The organism is Paenarthrobacter sp. YAF11_1 (genome assembly GCF_052113445.1).
Taxonomy (GTDB): domain Bacteria; phylum Actinomycetota; class Actinomycetes; order Actinomycetales; family Micrococcaceae; genus Arthrobacter.
Genome location: NZ_JBFRDF010000010.1, coordinates 1 through 24119, shown reverse-complemented (window position 1 = coordinate 24119; position 24119 = coordinate 1). Strand labels below are relative to the sequence as shown.

Genomic DNA, 24119 nt, shown 5'->3' with positions numbered 1-24119 from the left:
TGACGCACGACGATGGCAGCTCGCCGTCGTGCGCTGGTCACCAGTGCTTGGACTACTTCCCGTTGCCCTTGCCGTTCTCAGACTTCTTGTCGTTCTTGCCCTCGCTCTTCTGGCCAGCGAGGTCTTTGCCCGTCAGGGGCGCCTGCCCGCCGGCCGTTTGATCGGCAGGCGCTTGGTCGGCAGGCGTTGGAACCTGCTCCGGGCGGGTTGCCTCAGAGAGGTCCACCACCTCGGCCTGCACGGTCCCACCTGGCCCAGTGCCTGCCGGCATTGTCTCTGCAGGGGCTGGATCCGCGGTCACCGGCTCCACGGGCGAGGCCGGGCCGGCAGGACCGCTTGGCTGCGGCTCGGCCTGCGAAATGCCGGGATCAGCCGGCTGCGAGGGATCGGCGGTGTTGTTGCCGGCGGGATTGATTCCTTGCGAGAAGATCAGGAGGGCCAGCGGTATGGTCACGGCTGCTGCGGCAACACCCTTGACCGTCCTGGGGCGGCGCCTGCCGAAGTCGAGGATGCTGGTAACCGTCGCCTGCTTCCGGGTGGCTGTCCGAATCGGAGGGCGCGAAGGCACGGTTGGCAGCAACGCCGTCCTGCGGCCGGACTGGATCCCTTCTTCGGCAAGCGACTGTTCCACCTCCTCCGCGCCGGGCCGCTTTTCAGGATCCATGTCCGTCATGGCTTCCAAGAGCGAACGCAATGGGCCGGGCAATTCCACGGGGATCTGTGGTGCCCTATGAAGGCGCGCTGACGCCGTTTCGATGGGCGTTCCCGGGTACTCTGCCCTGCCGGTGAGGCATTCGAGGAGAACCAGGCCCAGCGAGTAGATGTCGCTCGCCGGAGTCAGATGCAAACCCTGGGCTTGTTCTGGGCTCAGGTACTGAGCCGTGCCCACGGTGAATCCGGTGGCGGTCAGGCGGTTGTCGTTCATCACCAGCGCCACGCCGAAGTCGGCCAGCTTCACTGACTCCCCCAGCGCGTCGTCGTCGGAGACCAGGATGTTGGCCGGTTTGATGTCACGGTGGATGACGCCCTGCGCGTGAACCTGGGACAGCGCCCCGGCCAGCCTGATCCCTATGCGCGCGGCCTCAGGAACGGTCAGCGGCCCATCCGACAGCACGGCCCGCAGGTCCCGGCCTTCCGCAAGTTCCATGACCAGGTAGGCGCGTTCTTCGTCGTTCCGGGTGTCCACGCCGGCATCCAACGCCGCTACGAGCCCCGGATGGTCGAAGGCCGCCAGCAACCGCATTTCGTTGTGCTGGCGGGCCCGGAACGAGTCATCACCGGAGCCTGGGAGGAAGATCTTGATGGCCACCTCGCGGCCCAGCAGCAGATCTGTCGCCCGGTAGACAGCCGACATGGCGCCCCTGCCCAGGACGGGCCCCAGCTGGTAGCGGCCGTCAAGTGTGTCGTCGATGGAATCGGGGACACGGGAGTCCACGGCCTCGTCATTGTTGCCCACGAATGTCACGTCCTTCAGGCATCCCTGGAGCCACGGACCCAACCGCTGTCCTTGCGTCACCAAGTAATGCCGTCAATCAAACTTTCACGATGGCCGCGGGGCCGACTGCTTCAGCCACCTACGGCCCAGGCAAGAAGCCCAAACAGCATCATCCGGTTTCACCAGATAAGTCATCAGGATACTGATTAAGCGATGGGAAGAACAATGCGGGGTGCTGCATAACGGCGAACAGAGGGGTGAAAATCAGGCCTCGCGCTGCCGTTCCACCGCTGTCCGCAACACGCCTGCGGGCACGCCCAGGGACCATTCGGCAACGTCGGTCACGAAGCGCGTGAACGCTTCATAGTCGAAGGATCCGGGATTGTTGACGTAGGAGCCGACGCCGTCAATGGCCACCCAGATCCGGATGCAGGCCGCGAACGGGTCTTCCACCGCGAAGTCACCGGACGCCACGCCATCTTCAATGAGGGCGGTCAGCCGGGTACGGTCCAAATATTCCTGCGCCAGCATGGCATCGGCCAACGCGGGAGTGAAGCGGCAGAGGTGCCGGGCGTTGAGCCAGAGCCGGGTGAGCTCCAGGGCTCCGCCGCCCTCGATGCGGGAAACCAGGTGGGCCATCCGCGTGAGGGGCGTTCCGCCGTCGGGAAATAATTCTTCCCGCTCTTCCGATACCGCCAGGACAAATGCTGCGACCACCAGGTCCTCGGCGGCCGGATAGTAGTGGCTGATCAGGCCGGGCCGCACACCAAGGCGGTCCGCGACAGCGCGGAGGGTTATCCGCTCGAGCCCCTCACCCAGGGCAATGGACGCGGCCTCGGCGAGTATTTCGGCACGGCGCTCGTCAGGTAATTTGCGGACGCGTTGCGATGTGGGGCTTGACACCATGCTCAACAGTCTATTGGATTAGTGACCAATAGCACGTTGGTCGCATGACCAATAGCATCAATGGCCCGGTATCCCATCGTCGTGAGCCGGACCTTGCCCGAGAGGAACAGCGTTGTCCCAGCCCCACATCACCGATCCGGTCAGTTACCCGGAACCCCTTGCCCATCCCGAAACCCGCGGGATCGAACTCATCGAAGCCTCGGAACGCCACGGCCGCGCCCGCGATCTCTTCCCCGTGTGGGCCGCCCCCAACGTCAGCGTCCTGAATTTCACCGTGGGCGCCTCGCTGATCCTGCTCGGCCTGGAGCTGTGGCAGGCCCTCCTGGTCATCGTCGCCGGCAGCCTCCCATGGATCCTCACCGGGATCGTGGCTACCAGCGGCCCGGCCGCGGGAACGTCCGGCTCCGTCATCACCCGCGCCATCTACGGGATCCGCGGCAACAGGGTGGTCGTCGCCTTCTTCGGCTGGTTCATTTCCGCCGTCTTCCTGGCCCTGAACTGGCTCGCGTCCTCCTTCATGGGAGCTGAACTCCTGGCACAGCTTGGCTTCACGGATCCCGTTGCCGGCCCGGTGACCGTCACCGTCGTCGTTGCCGCGATTACCGTCCTGGTGGCGGTATTCGGCCACAGCCTGATCCTCCGCAGCTACCCCGTAGTGGCCTCCGTTTTGCTGGCCATCTTCCTGCTGGTCACGGCGTTCGTCCTGCCGAACGTGCAATGGGACTATACGGCCCCGGCGCCCTTGGAAGGTGCACCGCTGTGGTCAGCGGTGACCATCGGCATCGCCATCCTGGCCTCCACTCCGCTGTCCTACACCAACAGCCCGGACCTTGCCCGCTACCTCCCGGAGACCACCAAACGCTCACACATCATCGCGGCCACGGCCTTAGGCGGAGCGTTGCCCTGCATATTCTTCACGGCTGTGGGCGCGTTGCTGGCTACCGGCATCAGCTCAGCAGCCATGGACCTCGGCATCGAGTCGGCACTCCTGGCCCTGCTGCCTGCCTGGCTGGGACCGATCTTCGTGGTGGGGGTCATCATCAACACGATCTCGCTCAACGGCATGACCACCTACACCGCCAGCATGGCGTTCCAGTCCATCGGCGTTCCGATCCGGCGCATCCCGTCGGCCATCGTGGTGGGGGCGATCGGCACAGCACTGACCATCTACCTCGTCATGTCCACCAGCCTCCTGGACGCCGTCAACCTGATGCTGCAACTGCTGGTCCTGATCTCCGGTCCCACCATGACCATCTTCGCCGTGGACGTCATCCTTCGCCGCAGTCGCTATAACGGCGATGACCTCTTCGATGAGAAACCGGGCAGCCCGTTCTGGTACAGCCGCGGCTGGCACATCCCCGGCTTGCTGGCGGTGGTCCTCGGCGCCGCCGTGGCCTCACTCTTCCTCACCAACGCCGTGTGGACCGGACCAATCTCGGCAGCCATGGGCTTCCTGGATCTCTCCGTCCCCGTTTCCATGATCGTCACCGCCTGCGTGTACGTCGCCTTTAACCCCGCCCTACGCCGCATTGCCACCACACCATCCGTCATCCAAGGAGCGCACGCATGACCGCCCCCACCGGCCACCACCCTTCCCGCTATCCCGGCGCCATCGGCCAGCCAACGCTGGACACCTGGCAGGAAGGACCGCACAACCGTTGGACGTTCGCGCATCTTGGCGAGATAGTCCCGACGGCGGCAGTTTCCCGCCGCCTCCAGGACCAACCCGACACAGCCGCTGACAGCTTGAGCGGCCTGGGGATCCCGGGGCTGAAGCAACGGCTCGAAGAGACCTATACCGATGCCTTCCTGGTCCTGCACCGCAACGAGGTCATCGGAGAGTACTACCGCCCAGGCTTCGCGCCGGATGACCTGCACCTGGTGATGAGTGTTTCCAAGTCCATGTGTGGCTTGGTGGTGGGGGCCTTGATCGATTCGGGAGAGATTGTCCCCTCCGCCCGCGTGGTGGACTACGTTCCAGAGCTCGCCGGCTCCGCCTACGACGGTCCCACCATCCAGCACGTGTTGGACATGGCCATCCACCTGAATTACAGCGAGGACTACGTGGATCCAGCCTCCGAGGTTCAGACCCATGACCGCTCGGCAGGGTGGCGCACCCGCCGCCCCGAAGATCCCCAGGATACCTACGCGTTCCTGACCACGCTCACCGGCAACGGCACAGTGTCCGAATTCCAGTACTGCTCGGCCAACACCGATGTCCTGGCCTGGATCATCGAGCAAGTCACCGGGCTGCGCTACTCCGAGGCCCTGTCCACGTATCTGTGGTCCAAACTGGACGCCGACAGGGATGCCACCATCACCGTGGATCCCGCCGGGTTCGGCTTCGCGAACGGCGGGGTCTCCTGCACCGCCCGGGACCTCGCCAGGGTGGGGCAGTTAATGCTCGACGACGGCAAAGGTCCCCTTGGCAGGGTGGTTTCCCCGGAGTGGGTGGGGAGCATCCTCAAAGGCGGGAACCGTGAAGCCATGGCAGACTCCTCTTTCACCGCCATCCACCCGCACAGCTCCTACACCCGTCAGTGGTGGTGCACGGGCAACGAGAGAGGCAATGTCACCGGCATCGGCATCTACGGCCAGTACCTCTGGATAGACCCCGCCACCGATACCGTGATCGTGAAACTGTCCACATGGCCGGAACCGGAAAGTGAGCACCTTCACCGACTCCAAAACCAGTTGCTGCTGGACGTCAGCCGGTCCATGGACGGCCGGATTGCCGCAGAAGCAGCCGCCGCGCAAGAAACAGCACCCGAAAGCAAGGACAACGCAGCGTGACCACCCAGCTCTACTCCAACGCCCGCATCTTCACCTCCGACACCCGCCGCTGGGCCGAGGCCATCCTCGTCCAGGGCGAGCGCATCCTGTACGTCGGCGACGCCGTTACCGCCGAACGGCTCCAGCCCGACGCCGAAAGAATTGACCTGGGAGGCCGTTTGGTGGTCCCGGGGTTCGTGGACGGCCACGCGCACGTCGTCGGTACTGGAGAAGCCCTCGGCCAAGTGAGTCTGTGGGGAGCCAAATCCGTGGAGGAGATCCAGCACCGCATCCAGGCAAGGGCCACCGAACGCCCGGATGCTGACCGGGTCCTGGCCACCGGCTGGCTGCACGGTGCCATTCCGGGCGGCGTGCCGGATGCCGCGATGCTGGACGCCGCAGTTCCAGGCAAGCCCGTGTACGCCTTCGCCTACGACTTCCACTCCGTGTGGGTGAACACCGCAGCGCTGGCCGAACTCGGCATCGACGGCCACACGGAGAACCCGCACGGCGGCACCATCAAGCGCGATTCCCACGGGCATGCCACCGGCTACATCGACGAGAACGCCTTCTACGACATCGTGCTCCCCTACCTCGACGCCCAGGTCAGTGAAAACGAGCACGAGGCCAGCATCGCCGCAGTCCAGCAGGCCTACCGCGAAACGGGAGTGACTACTGCCTGCGACATGGGCTTCAACGAGACCGACCTTGAGGCCTTCAAACGGGCCGACAAAGACGGCACCCTGACCAGCCGGCTCATCGCCTACTGGAGGGTGAACAATGCTGGATCGGCGGAGGAAAACATCGCCCAGGTCCAGCGGGCGGCCGCACTCGCCGTCGAGCACGAATCTCCCTTCTTGCGCGTCGTGGGCATCAAAGTGATCATCGACGGCACCATCGATGGCTGCACTGCCACCCTCGGAATGCCGTACGCCGATGGTTCGAATGCGGAGCCGATCTGGAGCCTTGCGGAGCTCGCGCCAGTGGTCGCCGCGGCCGATGCTGCCGGTTTGAAAGTTGCCATGCACGCGATCGGCGACGAATCGGTACGGATCGCCATCGGCGCCGTGGAACACGCCGTGGCGGAGAACGGCCCCCGCGAACGCCGCCACCGCATTGAGCACCTGGAGTTGGTGGACAGGGCCGACGTCGATCGCCTCGCCGCGTTGGGGATCACGGCCAGCATGCAGCCGGTCCACGCTGATCCCGCCATCAGCGAGAACTGGTGCGCCAAGCTGGGCGATGACCGAGTGGAACGCGGCTTCCCGTGGCCCTGGATCACGGCCGCCGGCGCCCGGCTGGCTTTTGGTACGGACTCGCCCACCTCCCCGCACGCACCGTTGCCGAACATGTACGTGGCCACCACGCGGGCCTCGGCCTTGGATCCCTCAGCGGGCACCAACGTCCCTGAGTTCGCCTTGCCCCTGGCGGAGTCGATCGAGCACGCCACGCGTGATTCGGCGTGGACCTGCGGAGCAGAGAACGACATCGGCCGCCTGGCTGCCGGACTGTACGCAGACTTCGTGGTCCTGGACACCGACGTCTTCACAGCAGACGCCCCGCGAGCGCTTCTGGACGCCAACGTCCTGCGGACAGTGGTGGGCGGACGCACCGTGTACCCAAAGGCGTAACCACCCCCGCGCCGATCCAGAAGGCCCGCTGCTCCGAATCAGTGTCAGTGTCAGTGTCATTGAGGTAGGAGCAGCGGGTCACCATGGCAGTTCAGCAGGAATCGTGCACAGTGGGCAGCACCTCGCTGCGTCGCATAGTGGTTGGCACGGATCTGGGCCCCTGCAGCGTGCGTCTTCTCAAGGCTGTCCAGCTCCAAAAAGGCGCGGAAGCCCACGGCAAAACCGCCGACGTCTACCTCCACGGCGCCGCGGGATCGTGGACAACCTTCCAGCCCTTGTTATCTGACGCACCCGAACGCGACCGCGTCCTGGTCGACCTGCCCGGCTGGGGTGACTCCACCGAAAATGCGCGGCTGGAGTCCGCCACCGTAGAGGCGATGGCCGGTGCCGTCGTCGAGGTTTTGGACAGCCTCGGTTACCGCGCCTGGAACCTGGTGGGCCATTCCATGGGTGGCGTCATTGCCCTGCATCTGGCTGCGGCGTGGCCCGAACGGACACGCAGCGTTGCGGCGATATCGCCCACGGCTTTCGGCGTTGCCCACGCTGTCCGGCATCCGTGGCGGGGGCTCGCGACGCTGCCGTGGTTCATGGGGATGCTCCTCCTCATGCGCTCCATGGCAGTGCTGGGACAGCTGGGCAAAACCCTGATCCGCTGGGTGGGGAAGACGCCGGTGATGCGGCTGTTGCTGTCACCCCTCTTCGCTGACCCTGCGGCCATTCCGGCGGACGTCATCCGCGGGTTGGGGCGCGACGCCCGCCCACGGGCGTTCTGCGCAGCAACGAGGGCCGTGGCGCAGTACGACGTTGCCCAGTGGCACGGCATCAGGTGTCCTGTCCTGGCAATCCGCGGAGACAGCGACGCGTTCACTCCCCCGTCCGATCTTGATCAGCTGGCCACCGCCGGGCCGCATGTCCGGACCGTGACGGTGCCGAACTGCGGTCACTTCGCCATCGTCGAACAGCCCACGGTCGTTCAGCACCTGCTGGACGAACTGCGGCAACGCTGAACGCCCGACGGCGACCTCCCGCCGTCGGGCGCTTCCTTACGTGACGTACGGAACTGCGGTCCGGCAGGCCCGCAGGGCACAATGGAAGGCATGACCCTCACAACTTTCGCCCTCGTCCGCCATGGCCAGACCGACTGGAATGCGGAGCGCCGGTTGCAAGGATCCACCGATATTCCGCTTAACGACGTCGGCCGCGGCCAAGCGCGCGAGGCCGTCGCGTTCCTGTCGGACCAGCCATGGGACGCAGTGGTGTCCTCGCCGTTGGGCCGCGCCGCCGAAACTGCGGAGATCATCGCCGAAGGCCTCGGCCTAAAGGTTGCCCGGCTGGTTCCTGAGCTCACGGAGCGCAGCTTTGGACCCGCTGAAGGCTTGCAGGCCGGCCCGGAGTTGGAGGCCCTGCGCATCCCGGGCGGATTCCGCGGCGGCGAAAGCGACGAAGCTGCCGCCGACCGCGGCATCGCAGCGTTGGAAGAGCTTGCCCAAGAATTCGCCGGCAAGCGCGTCCTGGTGGTCGCGCACGGCACATTGATCCGGTTGACGCTCAGCCGGGCCATTGGACGCACCTTGGACAGCGTGCAGAACGCGGTGCTCAACCTGGCCCACCACCACGTCACCGATGGCTGGCAGCTGGAGTACTTCAACGGCGAGCGCGTCACCGCCGACGTCGACGCCTGATTTCACCGGCTACGTGCGGTTCCCGCATCTGGAGCTCACCGCGGCTTCCAGCAAGCGGTCGAAGCTGGACATTCCATTCCGGGGAGGGACTGCCGTGATCACTGCGCGCCACTTCTCCGGAGCCCCTTCATCACGTGCAAGGACGCGCTGAACCTGCAGCCGCAGCCCTGGCACGCCGCTGACCATGAGCGGCCACGATTCGCCGCTCTTGATGAGCCTGTTGAGTTGCTTCGGTGAAAGCCCGTGGCGGGAGCTGCCCGTCACCTCATCGATGGTGTCATTGACCCTCTTGGCGACTCCCCGCATGAAGGTCCGCTGAGCTGCGATAACAGGAATGGTGAGAAGAGCCGCGAAGACCACTGTGAACAGGGCGAGGGCTCCGATGCTTCTGAACGCCGGCAAGAAAACCATGAGAACCAGCCCCAAGAGCACCCCCAGCACGCTGAAGATCATGAATTTGATGACTGGCTCGTCACCCGGCTTCCTTTCCCAATGAACCACTGTGACAGCGTCCTTGGGAGATCGTGGTTGCGATGAATCTTTCATGGTCGGGATCCCTTCACTTCCATGAGCGCCTCGGCCATGACGACCGCCTCGCGGGCTTGCCTCAAATCGCTGAGCAAACCATGGTCCGGGGTTGCTGCTCCGGCGCCGTTTGCACCGGCAAGTTCATAGAGGGCGCTCTTCAGGTTGTGTCGATCTTGCGACACTGCACGGGACGCCACCAGCCGGGCCCTGCCGGCCTCCAGCTCACCCAATGACTTTTGGATGGCATCGCGATGGTCTTGCAGCAGGTGCAACTTCGCGGTGATGCGCGCTGTCTGTGAGTGGTGGAGTGCCACCATTTTCACAGCGGTATCGTGGAGTTCGCCCAGAGCGGCATAGGTCTCCGGCCCGCCCGTCCAGCGGTCGAGTTCCAGCGCCACCCTGGTTCGGCGTTGCTCCCATTTCAGGGATGCCGCCTGGTACTTCTCCACGAGCAACGAGACCGCAGCGAGTGCCTTAATGACGGAACGGAGCCGGGTGTTGAGCCGGGCTGCGGCGTCGTCCATCCTCTCGATGAAGGCTGCGTAATTGTCCGGGTGCCTGAGATTGTCTTCTGGGTTCATGGGCCACCCGGCCGTCCCGACGATTTCGCTGCGTCTTCCCGCAGGAAGGCCCGGTCCCGCCCCGAAAAGCGGGAGCCCGGCAAGGAATACGCTCCCCAAACGCCCATGTCATGAGGATAGAGGCTTCAGGTCACTTGTCATAGGCCCCGCTTGGCGTCGAGCCGCACCTTCATCTGCTCCGTGTACTCCGGATAGGCGGCGGCGATCTCTTCGAGGTCCACTGTTTGGGGGAAGTCAATCACCGGCTGGTGCTCGGCCAGGTAGGTGGTGGTCTCTTCAACAACGAGCTGCTCGTCGAAGCCGCCCAAGCCAGCCTCGGCAAGGAACTCCGGGTTGGTGTGGACCAAGGACTCCCCGCTTTGGCCCTCCGAGGCCCAGCGCACCAAGTACTCGTTCTGATTGACCAGCTCAATATCGAATGACTTCTCCATGGCAGCAGCCTAACGCCGAAAGCAGCGTTGGCCGTTACGTGGCAGGTGCTGACCGTGCGCCCATGCGCTCCATCAGGCTCCCGGTTTCCAGGCCGAGGAGGGCGTCCGCGAGGCTCCCCATCAGATCCAGCACGTACTCGCTGCTGGCACTCCCGGCCAGCACATCCATCACAAGCCCATCTTCCTGTGCAACCAGGGTCCGGGCGATCTTGGCCGGGTCCAGAACGGGAGAGAACTCGCCGGAGCGGGTTCCGGCGTCGATGATGTCGCGGTAGATCCGTTCCTGGGCGCTGGTGAGCTCGTCCTGGATGCGCCGCTGCTCGGGGTCACGGAGCATATGGGGCCAGTATTCGTAAAGGATCCGGGAGACGTCGTCGTCCAGCCCGGCAGTTGTTCCCGCGCTCATGATGGCGGCGAGCCGCGCCGTCGGGCTCATGTCCGGGTCAACGGACTCGGCGAGTTTCTCAAGAAACCTGCCGGAGGAAGCCCGCACAGCAGCAGCGACGATCTCGGCATGGCTGCCGAAGTAGTAAAGCACAGCGTTCGCGGCCATGCCGGCTTCGGCGGCGATGGCGCGCAGGGTGGCCCCCTCGGCGCCGTCGCGCGCAGCTACAGCCTGGGCAGCAGCCACGATTTCCTGGCGCCGGATTTCCTTCTTGTCTACCTTGGCCACTCGTGCTCCCCGTGAGCTCGTGAAGATTCCTGTTGACATTGACTCTAGACGGGTATTGAATGGCATTCAAATTTGAATGTGATTCAAATTACTGATCCCAGATACGACCAACTGATTCAACGAGGAGTCTTCCATGTCATTCCCCCCAACCCCACCCATAGCCATCCAAGAACCAACCCCCAAGGATCCAAGCTCCAAAGGCCTCAAAGCCGGGTCCATCGGCATCGGTCCCACCGTTGCCCTGGGCCTGGCCGCCGTCGCCCCCGCCTACAGCTTGGCCGTGACGCTGGGCTTCGTGGTTCTCGCCGTAGGAGAGAGCACCCCGGCCGCCTTCCTGCTGGGATTCGTGCCTATCCTTTTCACAGCCCTCGCCTTCAGGGACCTCAACCGGGAGATGCCCGATTGCGGCGGCGTCTTCGTCTGGATCACCCGCGTCTTCGGGCCGGCCGCCGGCTGGTTCCTTGGCGGCTGGGTGCCGCAGATGGCCACCTTCATAGCCGGCGCCGCCGTGGCTCAAGTCGCCACCACCTATCTGCTCACCTTCTTTGGTTTGGCATCAATCGCCGCAGAACCCCTTGCCGTAGCTGCCATTGCCTGCGGGCTGATCGTCCTGAGCGCATGGATCGCCGCGAGGGGAATCGAACTCTCCGCCTGGGTCCAGTACGCGCTGATTGGCCTCCAGTTGGTGGCACTCGGCGGATTCTGCGTCGCGGCCTTCACCGCGATGGCGTCAGGCAATGCCCCGGAAGGAGCCGGGCAGCCGAGCCTGGAGTGGTTCAACCCGTTTGCATCCGGCGACATGTCCGGGCTCGTATCCGGCGTCATCCTGTGCCTTTTCATTTACTGGGGCTGGGATGCGTTGATCGCCGTGAACGAAGAGACCACCGACCGCAAAGGAACACCGGGCAAGGCGGTTGTCATCACTACCCTCATCCTGCTGTTCTCTTACGTCGTGACAGCCACCGCCGCCGTCGGATTTGCAGGAACTGCGAGCATCACCGATCCCGAAACCGTCTCCGATGTCCTCTCGGTCCTCGGTCCGCAGGCTACAGGAGACGTGTTTGGCCAGGTCATCGTCCTCGCAGTGGGGCTGTCCGCGTTGGCAGCCCTCATGACAGTAGCCGTCAGCACGCCACGGACATGGCTGAGCATGGGCAGCTATGGTGCGCTCCCCAAGGCGACCACAACGATGCACGCCAAGCGGGGAACTCCCACCACCTCCATCGCGTGGTGGGCGGCCATCACCATGGCCATTACGTTGGGACTGACGGCCATCAGCGCCGATTTCATCGGGCTGGCCATCCTCTCGGTGGGCCTGATGATCGCTGCATACTATGCGGCCACAGCTTTGGCCTCGGTGGTGTACTTCGCCCCGCTAATGCGCACCTCCGCCTCCGCCCTGATCCTGAAGGGCATCCTCCCTGGCCTCGGAGCACTCCTGATGATCGGAGCGTTCGCGTACAGCGCCGTGGACATGCTGTCCCCTGAGTACGCGGGCCTGTCATGGCTTGGCATCGGATCGGTGTTCTGGATCGGGATCGGCGCACTGTCCTTGGGCTTGATGGTGACGGCGATTCTGCGGACCAGGCTGCACCGCTTCTTTTCGGGCGAATCCATCCCCCGCGGAAACGTCACTGCCCGCCACCAACTTCCATCAATTCTCAGCACCGAAACTCCCAGCACCGAAACCGAGGCATAAATGCGCATCCTGTCCATCGCAGCAATCCAGACCAACCCCGTCCCGCACAACCTCGAGGCCACGTGGGCCCGATTCGAAGCACAGGCCGAGTCCGCCAAGAAGCTCGGCCCCGACGTGGACGTCATCGTGGTTCCGGAACTGCTGCTTTCCGCGCCAGGCGAGTTCCTGCTCCCGGATCCAGAGGGCGAGACCCGTTCCGCCGCGCCCATCCCCAGCCCTCTCACGGACCGCATTTCCGCCTTGGCCCGCAGGCTTAACGTGTGGCTCGTGCCCGGCTCACTGCTGGAAACGGAGAACGGAAACACCTATAACACCGCCATAGCGGTGTCCCCGCAGGGCGAGATCGTGGCTCGCTACCGGAAGCTGTTCCCCTGGCGCCCGTTCGAGACCACCACGCCAGGCGACTCCTTTGTCACGTTCGACATCCCGGGCTGCGGACGCATCGGCCTCGCGATCTGCTTCGACGGCAGCTTCCCCGAAGTTGCACGGCAGTTGGCCTGGTTGGGTGCCGAGGTCATCATCCAGCCAACCCTCACCACTACACGGGACCGGGCCATGGAAATCGTCATGTCCCAGGCCAACGCCTTCGCCAACCAGGTCTTCGTGGTGAACGTCAACGGAGCATCCCCGGCCGGCGTGGGCGAGAGCGTCATCGTGGACCCGGAGGGCACCATCATGCAGTACGCCCAAGGCGGCGAAGAGATTCTGTTCGCCGTGCTGGACCTGGACCGCGTCACCCAGCTCCGCCGGTATGGAACCCACGGCATCAACCGCCCCTGGGCCCAACTCCGGGACCAGGAAGGCCTGTTGTCTTTCCCGATGTTCGGCGGTGCGCATTTCGAGTCACCGGCGTGGAGCGACACCAGCAAAGCAGGGCAACAGAGCGGGGTTGCGTCCGCCTAAGCCGCGGCTCCCTGACGCAAGCAGCCCTTAACGAAAGAAAGCGCACGACGGCGACCACTCGCCGTCGTGCGCTTCTTCCGTTGGCAGCGGCTGCTACACCTCTGGCCGCCGTTCGACAACTGTTTCAGGGGCAGTGCGGCGCTCTACGACCGTCCGGCGGGTCCTGTTGGACATGGCGATGGAGATGATGAGGCCGATGACACCGACCACCATGAGGATGTAACCCACCAGGACTTGGTCCAGGAAGGGGATGAGTCCGGGTGCGAGCGCGAAGGCCAAAATAGCGCCAATGGCAATCAGGGCAATGGAAGAACCAATTCTCATAACGTGCTCCTCGTGTCCGTTCGGCGCGTGGTCAGGGATCGTCGGCCGAATCTATACAGTCAGCATACTTATGAACTAGTGCTCCCACCAGCCACGCGAAGCCCTCCGGCGGGCCGTGCGTCAGTGACCGTAGCGTGCGGCCACCCGGGCGATGGCGTCCTCGGGAGTCGGCGCGGGCCCGAACACCTGCTCCTGGCGAGTGGTATCTGCAACATACTTTCCAGTCTCGAACCACGCCACCATGCTGGCCATGTCGCCTACCAACGGAAGGACTTTCGAGGTCACCTTGCCGAGCCCGGCGATGGCGCCGGCGGGAATGGACATCACCTTGATCTGCCTGCCGGCCCGTTGTCCGGCGATGTCCGCGGCGTCCTGAATGCTGACGGGGCGGCTCCAGCCAACATCGATGTGCTCCCCGTCGACAATGTCCGCGTCAACGGCTTCCGCGAGGTACCGCGCGACGTCGCTGGCCAGGACGAAAGTGAGCCTGGCGTCTTTGGAGCCGAGCCACACAAACCGGCCTTTCGCGAAGGGGTCGCCGCCCATCCCCACCGCCTGGTCAAAGAAAGCACCCGGGCGGATGGCCACAAAGGGAACGCCGAGCTCCCGGAACTTGTCCTCAGCCAGCTTCTTGTTCCAAAAATGCGGGATCTGAGGTGTTTGGTCGCTGGTGACAATGCTGATCAACACGAAGCGGGGCACGCCGGCATACTTGGCGGCGATGGCCAGGTTGCTGTTGCCAAAGGTGTCGATCGCCTGGGCGTTCTTGTCGTTGCGCGTATAGCCGGCGGCTGTTGAGACAACCGCGGAAACACCGGTCATCGCGGCGATCAAGGAGGCGGCGTCCAACATGTCTCCGCGGACGATCTCAACTCCTTTGGCCTCGACCTTGGCGGGGTTGGACTTGGGCCTCACCAAGGCTCGGACTTTCTTGCCGCGCTTGAGAAGTTCATCCACCACTTGGCCACCAAGGAATCCCGTGGCACCAATAACAAGGACAGGAAGGTCTTCGGCCACGGTTTCTCCTTTGGGTTTTGTTCCTAGGGTCAGTGGTAGCACGAGCGTGGGATGGCGGCCAGTCCCCAGCTCGCCCCGCCTCGGGTCACTGTGGGCGGCATTGGCCTCCTCCCGCCCCGCAAGCAGAAGAAGTGCACTGAAAGTGCAGTATGATGCACTTATGGATCACAGCACCACCACTCTCTCCCTGGCCATCGGCGCCCGGGTCAAGCAGGAACGCCAAGCCCGCGGATGGACCCTCGACCAACTGGCGGAGGCTGCAGGCGTGAGCCGCCGGATGATCGTCAACGTGGAGCAAGGGGCAGCGAACCCCAGCATCGGAACTCTGTTGCGGATCAGCGACGCCCTGGGAGTCGGGCTCCCTGCCCTGGTGGAGTCCCCGCGCCCCAAGCCCGTCAAGATCACCCGCAGCGGCGAAGGCGCAACACTGTGGAGCAGCGAACAGGGCGGCCAGGGAATCCTGATGGCCGGGACCGAATCCCCTGACGTAGTGGAACTCTGGGACTGGACATTGGGCCCCGGAGACAGCCACGCCAGCGAGGCCCACACCGCTGGCACCAAGGAACTCCTGCAGGTTCAAGCAGGCACGGTGACGGTCAATGCAGGGGAGCAGTCAGTTACCCTCGAAGGTGGCGATGCCTTGACTTTTCCGGGCGATATTGCCCACTCCTACGCCAACCTTGGCGCAGCACCGGCCAGATTCATCCTTGCTGTTTTTGAGCCTGGCGTGGGATCAGGGCACCGGCAGGACACGGATGCCAGCGACATGGGAATCGACCAGTGAGCACCCGCAAAGGTGGCCCCATTCCGCCCTGGGGCCTTGCCGTTGCAGCCATGCTTTCGGTACAGCTCAGCTCCGCCCTGTCGGTGGGGCTCATAGCGGAGGTAGGTGCGGCTGGAACAGCGTGGTTGCGGCTCAGCCTGGGCACCATCATCTTCCTTGCCATCGCCCGCCCACCCCTGCGATCGGTTCGTCGGCCGGATATCCTGCCGCTGCTGGGGCTCGGCATCGCTACCGGGCTCATGACCATCATGTTCCTCGCCGCCGTGGAGCGCATCCCGCTGGGCACCACGGTCGCCATCGAATTCCTTGGCCCACTGACGGTGGCGGCGATCCGCAGCCACAACCGTCGCGCCTTGGCATGGCCGGTCCTGGCGCTGCTGGGGGTCGTTCTGTTGACCGAACCCTGGCATGGCCGCGTCGACCTCCTGGGAATCATGTTCGCGGCCATCGCCGCCGCCGGGTGGGGTGCCTATATCCTGCTGACGCAACTGATCGGCGACCGTTTCACCGGCATCGGGGCGCTCTCGCTGACGGTTCCCATCGCCGCCGTGACGGCCGCCGTCGTCGGTATTCCCCAGGCTGTCGGGCACCTCAACTGGGGCATCCTGGCAGGCGCCCTGGGCGTAGCCATCCTGATGCCGGTCCTGCCGTTCGTGTTGGAGTTGAAAGCCCTGCGCCGGATGACGTCCACGGCTTTCGGCACGCTGATGTCGCTGGAGCCCGCATTCGCCGTTCTCCTGGGACTGCTGGTGCTGCACCAGCAACCGACGATCGTCCAGTTCATCGGGATCGCCCTGGTTGTGGTTGCCGGCGCCGCCTCCCAGCGCGGGGGCGACAGGAAACCGCCTCCCCTGGCCGAGCCCACCACCATGGGACCCACGCCTGAGCCCTTATCCGCCAACGGCCCCGGCAAAGAGGCCTGACGCACGACGGCGACCTCCCGCCGTCGTGCGTTCCCTGCTTTTGCCTTGCGCTCACCCGGGGCTAGAGGGTGATGGCGACCTTGCCGCGGACCTTGCCGGCGTCGAAATAGCGCATGGCGTCCGGGACCTGGGCCAGCGGATACGTCCGGTCGATGACGGGAGTGATGGTTCCTGTCTCGAGGAGTCCGGCGAGGTACTCAAGGTCCGGAGCGTTTTGGGTTCCCACGATCATGGTGAGGCGCTGCCGGATGAAGGGCGAAACGGCTACGGCACGGAGTTGCCTGTCCATGCTCCCTGTCCACGTGCCGCCCTCCTCACCACCGGTTATCACGGCAGTCCCGGTCGGGGTCAGTGACCGGCGTAACCGTGAAACCGAGGGGTTGCCCGCGATGTCGATGATGACGTCGTACTGCTCAGTGCCATCGAGGAAATCCTGGGTGGTGTAGTCGATCACGTGGTCGGCACCGAGGGCCCTCACCATTTCCACCTTCGCAGCGCTGGCCACTCCGGTGACCTCAGCACCTGCGGCTTTGGCGAATTGCACCACGTAACTGCCCACGCCGCCCGAAGCTCCGGTGACCAGGACCTTGAGCCCTTGCGCCGGCTGATCCTGGCTGGGATCGATACCACCCGCACGCAGGGAAATCAGGGCCGTGCACGCGGACACCGGCACCACGGCGGCCTGCTCGAAGGTGATGTTCGCCGGCTTGTGGGCCAACTGGTTATCGCGGGCAGCGGCATACTCGGCAAACGTTCCCCTGCCCGAGCCGAACACGTGGTCACCCACCGCGAAGCGGGTCACCTTCGCCCCCACCGCTTCAACGGTTCCCGCGAGGTCCAGCCCGGGGACGGGCTTCCTTGGCCCCTTAAATCCATAGACCGGCCGCAGTGCATAGGGCAGGCCGGTGGCTATGTGCCACGTCCCGCGATCCAGCCCGGCCGCTTGGACCTTCACCAGCACTTCATTCTCCGCGATGACAGGACGCGGGACTTGGGCCTCATGGAGGACGTCGGCGGCAGAACCGTAGCCCTCTTGCACGATGGCCCGCATGGTGGGACCCGGCAACGCCCGATCCTTGTGGCGACGGGATTCCTTGGCTTGCTGACCAGTGGTCACGGCCGGACCTTTCACTACTTGTGCGGTGGGGGCTGCGTGATGCAGCAGGACTTTCGGCGGGTTTCGTACGCTGTACTAATGAGATTACCGTACACTGTACTAAACCGCTAGAGCCGAGCAACGAGTCGAGGAGTTTCCGTGCCCACCGCAGCATCGCAGCGACCCCCGCTGAGCCGGGAGCGGGTCCTTGAATGCGCCGTCACGCTCGCCGACGAGTCCGGGATCGACGCCCTGACCATCCGCACCCTCGCCCACAGCATGGGAACCAAACCCATGTCCCTCTACTACTACGTGGCCAACAAGGACGAGATCCTGGACGGCATCGTGGACATGGTGTTCAGCGAAATCGAGCTGCCGGCACCCGAAGGGGACTGGCGCGAGGAGATGGAATTGAGGGCCCACCGGGTGCGTTCGGCACTCAGGCGCCACCCCTGGGCAGTCGGGTTGCTGGAGAGCCGGTCCGCGCCTGGTCCGGCAACCCTCCGCCATCACGAAGCTACGCTCGCAACGCTGAGAACTGCAGGATTCTCCGTGCAGCTTACTGCCCACGCCTACGCCCTGTTGGACAGCTACATCTACGGCTTTGCCGTGCAGGAAGCGGCCCTCCCGTTCGAAGGGCGGGGCACCGCAGCCGAGATCACAAGCCCCATCGTGGAGCGCTTCTCCACCGGCGAGTATCCCCGCATGGTGGAGATCGCCGTCGAGCATGTCCTTAAACCCGGCTACGACTTTGGCGACGAATTCCAGTTCGGCCTGGACCTCATTCTGGACGGCCTGAGCCGTCTGGCGGGAGACGCGGACTAGGATCTGATCCATGGCCAGGATTGAGGACTACGCGATCATCGGGGACCTGAACACCGCTGCCTTGGTAGGGCGGAGCGGGTCCATTGACTGGATGTGCCTGCCACGGTTCGACTCCCCCGCCTGCTTCGCGTCACTGCTGCACACCCCCGACGCCGGCCGCTGGCTTTTAGCGCCCGCCGGCACGCCCGACGGCGGCAACTGCACACGACGCCGTTACCGCGAGGACACCCTCATCCTGGAGACCGAATGGGAAGTGGACGGAGGCGCTGTCCGGGTGATCGACTTCATGCCGGTCCGGGACGACGCCGTGGACCTGGTGCGGATCGTGGAGGGCATCTCCGGCGAGGTGACCATGCAGATGGAGCTTGTCCTGCGCTTCGACTACGGCCGCGTGGTTCCGTGGGTCCGGCACAGCAAACACGGCATCAGCGCGGTAGCGGGTCCCGACTCGGCTTACCTCACCACCCACGCCCCGCTCGAGGGGCGGGACAAGCGCACGTACAGCGAATTCACGGTCCGCGCAGGCGACAAGGTCCCGTTTGTGCTGCGCTGGGCGCCGAGCCATGAGCGGGAACCCCGACGGATCGACCCCTTCCGCGCCCTCACCGTCACCGAGTCGTTCTGGCTGGAGTGGATCGGCCGCAGCGAAATGGCCGGAAAGTACAAAGAGCCTGTGGAGCGGTCCCTCATTACCCTCAAGGCACTGACTTATGCGCCCACCGGCGGCATCGTGGCGGCGGCAACCACGTCCCTGCCCGAACAGATCGGCGGCCCCAGGAACTGGGACTACCGTTACTGCTGGTTGCGCGACGCTACCCTGACCCTGCAATCACTCCTCGCCGCAGGGTACACGGAGGAGGCGTCCGCGTGGCGGGACTGGCTGCTGCGCGCCATCGCCGGCGACCCGTCGGAGCTTCAGATTGTGTACGGGCTCGACGGCGCGCGGAGACTCCCCGAGGCAGATATCCCTTGGCTTTCCGGTTACGAAGGGTCCCTGCCCGTCCGCACCGGCAATGCCGCAGCCCCGCAGCTGCAACTGGACGTGTGGGGCGAGGTCCTGGACGGCCTTTCCTTGACCCGGGCGGCCTTCGACGACGGCACCGTAGACAATTCCTGGGACATCCAGGTGGCCCTGATGGAGTACCTCGAAGGAGCATGGGACCAGCCGGACAACGGTCTCTGGGAAATGCGCGGACCCAGGCAGCATTTCACCCATTCCAAGGTCATGGCATGGGTGGCCGCGGACCGCATGGTCAAAGGTGTCCGGACCTCCGGGCTACCGGGCCCACACGACCGCTGGGCAGCACTCCGCAGCGAAATCCACAATGATGTCATGACCAAGGGGTTCGACGAGGAACTCAACACCTTCGTCCAGTCTTACGGAAGCAAGGAGCTGGACGCGAGCTTGCTCCTCATTCCCCGCGTCGGCTTCCTCCCGCACAGGCATCCACGCGTGGCGGGGACGGTTGAGGCCATCCAAAAGGGACTCACGGATGACGGCTTGGTCCTCCGCTACAGAACCCAGTCCGGGCACGACGGCTTGCCCGGGGACGAAGGAGTTTTCCTTGCCTGTTCGTTCTGGCTGGTGGATGCGCTGCTGGGCATCGGCCGCTCCACCGAGGCAACCGAACTCTTTGAGCGGCTTCTCACCCTGCGCAATGACGTGGGTCTGCTGAGCGAAGAATGGGACCCCCGCGCCCAACGGCAGCTAGGCAACACTCCCCAGGCCTTCAGCCATTTCCCCCTCATTCACAGCGCGTTGCAACTGCATCAGGGAGAGGCGCACAAGAGCGACACCCCGCTGGGGCACCCGAAACATCCGGGGCATTCCAGCGGCTCTACCCTTCGGAATGACCCTCGCCTGCGTTAGCCGGCGGTTCACCTTTGTGGCTGGCTTCCTCCAGGTGGTTATCCAACTTGCGTTCGGCCTCACGCCGCCGCTGGCCAACGGTCCTCAACTGCTGGGTGGTGGGGTCGCCCCTGTCCTCAATCGCTGCGTCTGAGCGCGCAGCGGGCTGGTCATTCTCTTGTTCGCCCATAAGGAAATCGTCCCATCACCCGGGCTTTTGCGATAGCTAAATTCGCGGCGTGGGGCCGGCTGGCGATTTCCCGCCGTCGGGAATTCTCGGCTCCTGCCGGGAAACCTTGGGTTGCAGGCCCGTCCCCGGTAGCGTGAGCCGAGGACAGGTTGCCCCCGCCGCGAGCGGACGATCCCAAGGAGTTGCCGCGTGAGCAGATCCCACCGAGCGTCACAGCATGAACCGGACACCGCCGTCGAACTTAATCCTTTGTTCAGCCGTCCGGGAGAATCCACCATCTTTCCCCGCTTCACCCTGCCGGAGTCCGAGTCGCTGCCGGCAACCGCGTACCAGGTTGTCCACGACGAAGCGATGCTGGACGGCAATTCGCGGCTGAACCTGGCCACGTTCGTGGGGACATGGATGGAGAAGGAAGCTTCCGCCCTCTACGCCGAAACGTTCGACAAGAACATGATCGACAAGGACGAATACCCCCAGACGGCACTCATCGAGACCAGGTGTTGGCGGATGCTCGCGGACCTCTGGCACGCGCCCGACCCCGGGAAAAGCATCGGCACGTCCACCATCGGGTCCTCCGAAGCCTGCATGCTGGGCGGGCTGGCATTGAAGCGGCGTTGGCAACATGAGCGGCGCACCGCTGGCAAGTCCACGGAGAAGCCCAACCTCATCCTCAGCTCCGCGGTGCAGGTGTGCTGGGAGAAATTCTGCAACTACTGGGATGTGGAGCCCCGTTTCGTGCCCGTGTCAGCCGAGCACCCCACGCTGGACGGCCATGACCTGGACCAGTATGTGGACGAGAACACCATCGGCGTCGTCGCCATCCTGGGCGTGACCTACACGGGCATGTACGAACCCGTGGAGTTGATCTCGGAAGCTTTGGACGACATCCAGGCACGCCGGGGCCTGGACATCCCCATCCATGTTGACGGTGCGTCCGGGGCCATGGTGGCCCCTTTCCTGCAGCCGGAAACGGTGTGGGACTTCCGGCTTCCCCGCGTGGCCTCGATCAACACCTCCGGCCACAAGTACGGGCTCGTGTACCCCGGCCTCGGCTGGGTGGTATGGAGGGACGCTGCGGCGCTCCCCGAGGACCTGATCTTCCACGTCAGCTATCTGGGTGGGGACATGCCCACCTTCGCCTTGAACTTCTCCCGCCCCGGCGCGCAGGTGTTGCTGCAGTACTACCTCTTCCTTCGCCTCGGCTTTGCCGGTTACAGGTCCGTCCAAGCCACGTCCCGCGATGTAGCCCTCTACCTTTCCAGCGAGATCGGAGCGATGGACGCGTTTACCCTGTGGAGCGATGGGTCAGACATCCCCGTGTTCGCGTGGCAGCTCAGCGATGGCCACACGGAACACTGGAACCTTCACCACCTCTCGGAACGGCTCAGAATGAGCGGATGGCTGGTTCCTGCCTATCCCCTGCCAGATGGCTTGAGTGAGGTCACCGTCCAGAGAATCGTGGTCCGCAACGGTTTCACCCGGGACCTCGCCTCCAGTTTCATCGCCGATCTCAAGAAGGAAGTGGACTACCTCGACAGCCTCACTGCCCCCATGCCCTCGGATAAGCAGGCAGAGGGCTTCCACCACTGACTCCGGAAAGGAGGTTGGATATGTGCCGACTCTTCGGGCTTCATGCCGGGCCGAGGCCGGTCCGCGCCACGTTCTGGTTGCTGGACGCCCCGGACAGCCTCTCCGTGCAAAGTCAGCGTGAGCCCGACGGCGCCGGCATCGGCACCTTCGATGCGGCCGGCAAGGCCCACGTGGCCAAGCAGCCGCTGGCTGCCTGGGAAGATCACGCCTTCGCCCGTGAAGCTCGGGACCTCAAAAGCACCACCTTCCTGGCCCACGTGCGGTACGCCAGTACTGGCGCACTCACCATGGTCAACACGCATCCATTCGAGCAAGACGGTCGACTGTTCGCGCACAACGGCGTCCTCCATGGGCTCGATCACCTCGATCAGCGGCTCACAGAACTCGGTGTCATGGACCTGGTGCGGGGACAATCGGACAGCGAACGCCTGTTTGCGCTGATTACCGCGGAAACCCGCCGCGCCGGGGGTGACCTGGGGGTCGGCATCACGGAAGCCATCACGTGGATCGCCCGCGAGGTGCCTGTCTTCAGCCTCAATTTCATCCTCACCACGGCAACGGATATGTGGGCCCTCAGATATCCGGACACCCACGAACTCTACGTACTGGAACGGGACCCCGTCGCGCCGGATCCGGAGGCACCACTGGACGCCCGGAGCAGGCGGATCCGCTCTCGCAGCACCGAGCTTTCCCGGCATCCGCACGTCCTCTTCGCCACCGAACCGATGGATCACAACCCAGGCTGGCGCCCTATGGAATCCGGCGAATTGATCCATGTTGGGCCGGATTTGGCGCTGACGTCTACGGCATCTTTTCCGGATCCCCCGGCCCAGCTGCTCACCCTCGCCGACCTCGAACCTGCCGCGGCTGCATCACAGCAGCCCTGACCGCAACTTCGGCAGTCCGCGCCACAGGCGAACAGCGCACGACGGCGACCTGCCGCCGTCGTGCGTTTTGCGCCGCCGAGCATCGGGCTTCGTTCTCCATCGCTCCGACCTCCTGGAGATCGACTTCCCAATCCTTCTCCCGGGAGTTTTCCACATAGCGCAGATGAGGGCTTATAGCTGTCACACCATGGTGACAAGCTTAATTTATGGATGGCATAGGGCAGATCGTGGCGCGGCGGGCAGGTTCGTCCGGCGCCAGTGAGGTGCCCCCTCACATGTCGTTCTTCTCTGTGGACGTGCCTCCCGGCCCCGCTGCCCGCACATGCCCGACGCCGGCAATCGCCGAAGCGGTTACCGACCGGAACTCCGGGCTGCTTCCGGGACTCGATTCGTTGCCCACTCCCGGTGTTTCTGTGCCTGAGGCACTGCGGGAGGCGGCGACGTCCGTGGGCCCGCCCGAGGATCGGGGTTCCATGTTCTGGAATCTGCCTTTGAGTGTGCCCGTAACTGGTGCAGCTGTACCAGAAGCGCCGCGAAGGGCGGCGCTGTCCGTGGGCCCGGAATCCGCACCACGGGAAGGGCGGGACTCGCTGTCCGCGGGGCCGCCGTTGCCTGACCTGCCCGCCTTGGAAGCGGCGCTACTTGAGGGTGCTGCCGCAGCGGACGCGCTACGAGCGATAGCCGCCGGTGAAACGCGGTTGTTTGGGTTTGTTGAGGCTGCTGACTTCGCTGGCAGGATCGAGGAGATTTCGCGGTCCTTGGAGTACGTCCAGGTTGTTGCTGCGCAGGCTGTGGAGCGGACACGGGCGGAAGCACTACAGGCCGGTCCGGGGTCCTCGGCGGCAGCACCGGAATGGCGGACGGGCTGGACTGAAACAGCCACGGGCCCCACGAATCCGGGGGCAACGGTTCCAGGCGCGGCAGTTCCGGGGGCGGCCAGTGTTTTGGATGACGGGTACCGGAACGCGGCCGAGTTCCTGCGGGCACGGTTAAGGATCGGCATCGGCGAAGCCAAACGCAGGCTCGCGCTCGCCCCCGAGGTCCTTCCCCGGGTCGGCATCGCCGGGCAGGAGATCCCGGCCCGCCGCGACATACTGGCACACGCGGTTGGTTCCGCGCTGGTGCCTTCCCGGTCCGCGACGATCATCAGCACCGCCCTGGACAAAGTCCGGAACCTCACCGACGAGGACACCCTGGGCCGGATGGAACACGCCCTCACCACCACCGCGATCGAAACCGACCCCGACTTCGTCACCAAAATGGCCAAACGCTGGACCGACCTCATCGACCACGACGGCCCCGAACCTTCCGAAGAAGTCCTCCGCCAACTCCAAGGCGTGTTCCTGCGCCGCCGACGCCGCCACGGACTGCACCACCTCGAAATCTTCGCCAC

Annotated in this window: 24 protein-coding genes; 14 read left to right on the top strand and 10 right to left on the bottom strand. The window is 64.7% G+C overall.

What is annotated here, in order from left to right; genetic code table 11:
- Positions 1-52: 52 nt before the first annotated feature.
- A complete protein-coding gene (locus AB4Y77_RS15645) occupies positions 53-1456 on the bottom strand; it encodes a protein kinase domain-containing protein (RefSeq protein ID WP_442014564.1) in 1404 nt (467 codons plus the stop codon).
- Positions 1457-1699: 243 nt separating this feature from the next.
- Positions 1700-2341: a TetR/AcrR family transcriptional regulator gene (locus tag AB4Y77_RS15640; protein WP_442014563.1), complete on the bottom strand. Its 642-nt coding sequence runs from the start codon at positions 2339-2341 to the stop codon at positions 1700-1702.
- A gap of 112 nt (positions 2342-2453) precedes the next feature.
- Here AB4Y77_RS15640 and AB4Y77_RS15635 point away from each other — a divergent pair, with 112 nt between their 5' ends.
- From AB4Y77_RS15635 to AB4Y77_RS15615, 5 genes are all read left to right on the top strand, one after another.
- A complete protein-coding gene (locus tag AB4Y77_RS15635; RefSeq protein ID WP_442014562.1) occupies positions 2454-3911 on the top strand; it encodes a purine-cytosine permease family protein in 1458 nt (485 codons plus the stop codon).
- Entirely contained in the window at positions 3908-5134 is a 1227-nt protein-coding gene (locus tag AB4Y77_RS15630) for a serine hydrolase domain-containing protein (RefSeq protein ID WP_442014561.1), read from the top strand. The genes AB4Y77_RS15635 and AB4Y77_RS15630 overlap by 4 nt, the downstream gene beginning before the upstream one ends.
- On the top strand, positions 5131-6744 hold the full coding sequence (locus AB4Y77_RS15625; protein WP_442014560.1) for an amidohydrolase: 1614 nt from the start codon (positions 5131-5133) through the stop codon (positions 6742-6744). The genes AB4Y77_RS15630 and AB4Y77_RS15625 overlap by 4 nt, the downstream gene beginning before the upstream one ends.
- Before the next feature lie 83 nt (positions 6745-6827).
- Entirely contained in the window at positions 6828-7751 is a 924-nt protein-coding gene (locus AB4Y77_RS15620; protein WP_442014559.1) for an alpha/beta fold hydrolase, read from the top strand.
- An 81-nt stretch (positions 7752-7832) separates the two neighbouring features.
- On the top strand, positions 7833-8426 hold the full coding sequence (locus AB4Y77_RS15615) for a histidine phosphatase family protein (protein WP_311211903.1): 594 nt from the start codon (positions 7833-7835) through the stop codon (positions 8424-8426).
- Between the two features lie 9 nt (positions 8427-8435).
- Here the strand turns inward: AB4Y77_RS15615 and AB4Y77_RS15610 are convergent, their stop codons facing one another.
- The 4 genes from AB4Y77_RS15610 to AB4Y77_RS15595 all read right to left on the bottom strand — a co-directional run bounded on the left by AB4Y77_RS15610 (position 8436) and on the right by AB4Y77_RS15595 (position 10639).
- Positions 8436-8972, bottom strand: a complete 537-nt coding sequence (locus AB4Y77_RS15610) for a hypothetical protein (protein ID WP_442014558.1) — start codon at positions 8970-8972, stop codon at positions 8436-8438.
- Entirely contained in the window at positions 8969-9535 is a 567-nt protein-coding gene (locus AB4Y77_RS15605) for a hypothetical protein (protein WP_311211901.1), read from the bottom strand. Before AB4Y77_RS15605 ends, AB4Y77_RS15610 begins: the two co-directional genes overlap by 4 nt.
- Positions 9536-9672: 137 nt before the next feature.
- Complete coding sequence (locus AB4Y77_RS15600) at positions 9673-9966, bottom strand: hypothetical protein (RefSeq protein ID WP_442014557.1); 294 nt, start codon at positions 9964-9966, stop codon at positions 9673-9675.
- A gap of 34 nt (positions 9967-10000) precedes the next feature.
- Positions 10001-10639 carry a TetR family transcriptional regulator C-terminal domain-containing protein gene (locus AB4Y77_RS15595; RefSeq protein WP_442014556.1) on the bottom strand — a complete coding sequence of 213 codons (639 nt, stop codon included), beginning with the start codon at positions 10637-10639 and terminating at the stop codon, positions 10001-10003.
- 133 nt (positions 10640-10772) lie between these two features.
- On the opposite strand from AB4Y77_RS15595, the gene AB4Y77_RS15590 reads away from it, so the two are divergent.
- Positions 10773-12338, top strand: a complete 1566-nt coding sequence (locus AB4Y77_RS15590) for an APC family permease (RefSeq protein WP_442014555.1) — start codon at positions 10773-10775, stop codon at positions 12336-12338.
- Positions 12339-13241: a carbon-nitrogen hydrolase family protein gene (locus AB4Y77_RS15585; RefSeq protein WP_442014554.1), complete on the top strand. Its 903-nt coding sequence runs from the start codon at positions 12339-12341 to the stop codon at positions 13239-13241.
- Between the two features lie 93 nt (positions 13242-13334).
- Here AB4Y77_RS15585 and AB4Y77_RS15580 read toward each other — a convergent pair whose 3' ends face one another.
- Positions 13335-13565, bottom strand: coding sequence for a DUF6458 family protein (locus tag AB4Y77_RS15580; RefSeq protein WP_310207608.1), 231 nt, complete (start codon positions 13563-13565; stop codon positions 13335-13337).
- 120 nt (positions 13566-13685) lie between these two features.
- Positions 13686-14582: an SDR family oxidoreductase gene (locus AB4Y77_RS15575; RefSeq protein ID WP_311211896.1), complete on the bottom strand. Its 897-nt coding sequence runs from the start codon at positions 14580-14582 to the stop codon at positions 13686-13688.
- A gap of 160 nt (positions 14583-14742) precedes the next feature.
- On the opposite strand from AB4Y77_RS15575, the gene AB4Y77_RS15570 reads away from it, so the two are divergent.
- The gene (locus AB4Y77_RS15570; protein ID WP_442014553.1) at positions 14743-15366 is read left to right on the top strand and encodes a helix-turn-helix domain-containing protein; all 624 of its coding nucleotides are present in this window, start codon (positions 14743-14745) and stop codon (positions 15364-15366) included.
- 50 nt (positions 15367-15416) lie between these two features.
- Positions 15417-16289 carry an EamA family transporter gene (locus AB4Y77_RS15565; protein WP_442014658.1) on the top strand — a complete coding sequence of 291 codons (873 nt, stop codon included), beginning with the start codon at positions 15417-15419 and terminating at the stop codon, positions 16287-16289.
- Positions 16290-16350: 61 nt separating this feature from the next.
- On the opposite strand, the gene AB4Y77_RS15560 is transcribed toward AB4Y77_RS15565, so the two are convergent.
- Positions 16351-17406, bottom strand: coding sequence for an NAD(P)-dependent alcohol dehydrogenase (locus tag AB4Y77_RS15560; RefSeq protein WP_311211893.1), 1056 nt, complete (start codon positions 17404-17406; stop codon positions 16351-16353).
- 138 nt (positions 17407-17544) lie between these two features.
- Between AB4Y77_RS15560 and AB4Y77_RS15555 the strand changes: the two genes are divergently transcribed.
- Positions 17545-18210: a TetR/AcrR family transcriptional regulator gene (locus AB4Y77_RS15555; protein ID WP_442014552.1), complete on the top strand. Its 666-nt coding sequence runs from the start codon at positions 17545-17547 to the stop codon at positions 18208-18210.
- Between the two features lie 10 nt (positions 18211-18220).
- Complete coding sequence (locus tag AB4Y77_RS15550) at positions 18221-20080, top strand: glycoside hydrolase family 15 protein (RefSeq protein ID WP_442014551.1); 1860 nt, start codon at positions 18221-18223, stop codon at positions 20078-20080.
- On the opposite strand, the gene AB4Y77_RS15545 is transcribed toward AB4Y77_RS15550, so the two are convergent.
- Complete coding sequence (locus AB4Y77_RS15545; RefSeq protein ID WP_442014550.1) at positions 20049-20249, bottom strand: hypothetical protein; 201 nt, start codon at positions 20247-20249, stop codon at positions 20049-20051. The two genes, AB4Y77_RS15550 and AB4Y77_RS15545, sit on opposite strands and share 32 nt — an antisense overlap.
- Before the next feature lie 189 nt (positions 20250-20438).
- Between AB4Y77_RS15545 and AB4Y77_RS15540 the strand changes: the two genes are divergently transcribed.
- From AB4Y77_RS15540 to AB4Y77_RS15530, 3 genes are all read left to right on the top strand, one after another.
- Positions 20439-21839, top strand: a complete 1401-nt coding sequence (locus tag AB4Y77_RS15540) for a glutamate decarboxylase (protein WP_442014549.1) — start codon at positions 20439-20441, stop codon at positions 21837-21839.
- 20 nt (positions 21840-21859) lie between these two features.
- Positions 21860-22726, top strand: coding sequence for a class II glutamine amidotransferase (locus AB4Y77_RS15535; protein WP_442014548.1), 867 nt, complete (start codon positions 21860-21862; stop codon positions 22724-22726).
- 206 nt (positions 22727-22932) lie between these two features.
- A partial coding sequence (locus AB4Y77_RS15530) for a DUF222 domain-containing protein (RefSeq protein ID WP_442014547.1) occupies positions 22933-24119 on the top strand: 1187 nt, incomplete at its 3' end.

Bases quoted from the DNA above. Each gene is read 5' to 3' on its own strand.
- AB4Y77_RS15580 (WP_310207608.1), bottom strand. From the start codon at position 13,565: ATGAGAATTGGTTCTTCCATTGCCCTGATTGCCATTGGCGCTATTTTG.
- AB4Y77_RS15630 (WP_442014561.1), top strand. From the start codon at position 3,908: ATGACCGCCCCCACCGGCCACCACCCTTCCCGCTATCCCGGCGCCATC.
- AB4Y77_RS15600 (WP_442014557.1), bottom strand. From the start codon at position 9,966: ATGGAGAAGTCATTCGATATTGAGCTGGTCAATCAGAACGAGTACTTG.
- AB4Y77_RS15610 (WP_442014558.1), bottom strand. From the start codon at position 8,972: ATGAAAGATTCATCGCAACCACGATCTCCCAAGGACGCTGTCACAGTG.
- AB4Y77_RS15535 (WP_442014548.1), top strand. From the start codon at position 21,860: ATGTGCCGACTCTTCGGGCTTCATGCCGGGCCGAGGCCGGTCCGCGCC.
- AB4Y77_RS15570 (WP_442014553.1), top strand. From the start codon at position 14,743: ATGGATCACAGCACCACCACTCTCTCCCTGGCCATCGGCGCCCGGGTC.
- AB4Y77_RS15550 (WP_442014551.1), top strand. From the start codon at position 18,221: ATGGCCAGGATTGAGGACTACGCGATCATCGGGGACCTGAACACCGCT.
- AB4Y77_RS15620 (WP_442014559.1), top strand. From the start codon at position 6,828: ATGGCAGTTCAGCAGGAATCGTGCACAGTGGGCAGCACCTCGCTGCGT.
- AB4Y77_RS15585 (WP_442014554.1), top strand. From the start codon at position 12,339: ATGCGCATCCTGTCCATCGCAGCAATCCAGACCAACCCCGTCCCGCAC.
- AB4Y77_RS15615 (WP_311211903.1), top strand. From the start codon at position 7,833: ATGGAAGGCATGACCCTCACAACTTTCGCCCTCGTCCGCCATGGCCAG.
- AB4Y77_RS15590 (WP_442014555.1), top strand. From the start codon at position 10,773: ATGTCATTCCCCCCAACCCCACCCATAGCCATCCAAGAACCAACCCCC.
- AB4Y77_RS15565 (WP_442014658.1), top strand. From the start codon at position 15,417: ATGCTTTCGGTACAGCTCAGCTCCGCCCTGTCGGTGGGGCTCATAGCG.
- AB4Y77_RS15605 (WP_311211901.1), bottom strand. From the start codon at position 9,535: ATGAACCCAGAAGACAATCTCAGGCACCCGGACAATTACGCAGCCTTC.
- AB4Y77_RS15640 (WP_442014563.1), bottom strand. From the start codon at position 2,341: ATGGTGTCAAGCCCCACATCGCAACGCGTCCGCAAATTACCTGACGAG.
- AB4Y77_RS15545 (WP_442014550.1), bottom strand. From the start codon at position 20,249: ATGGGCGAACAAGAGAATGACCAGCCCGCTGCGCGCTCAGACGCAGCG.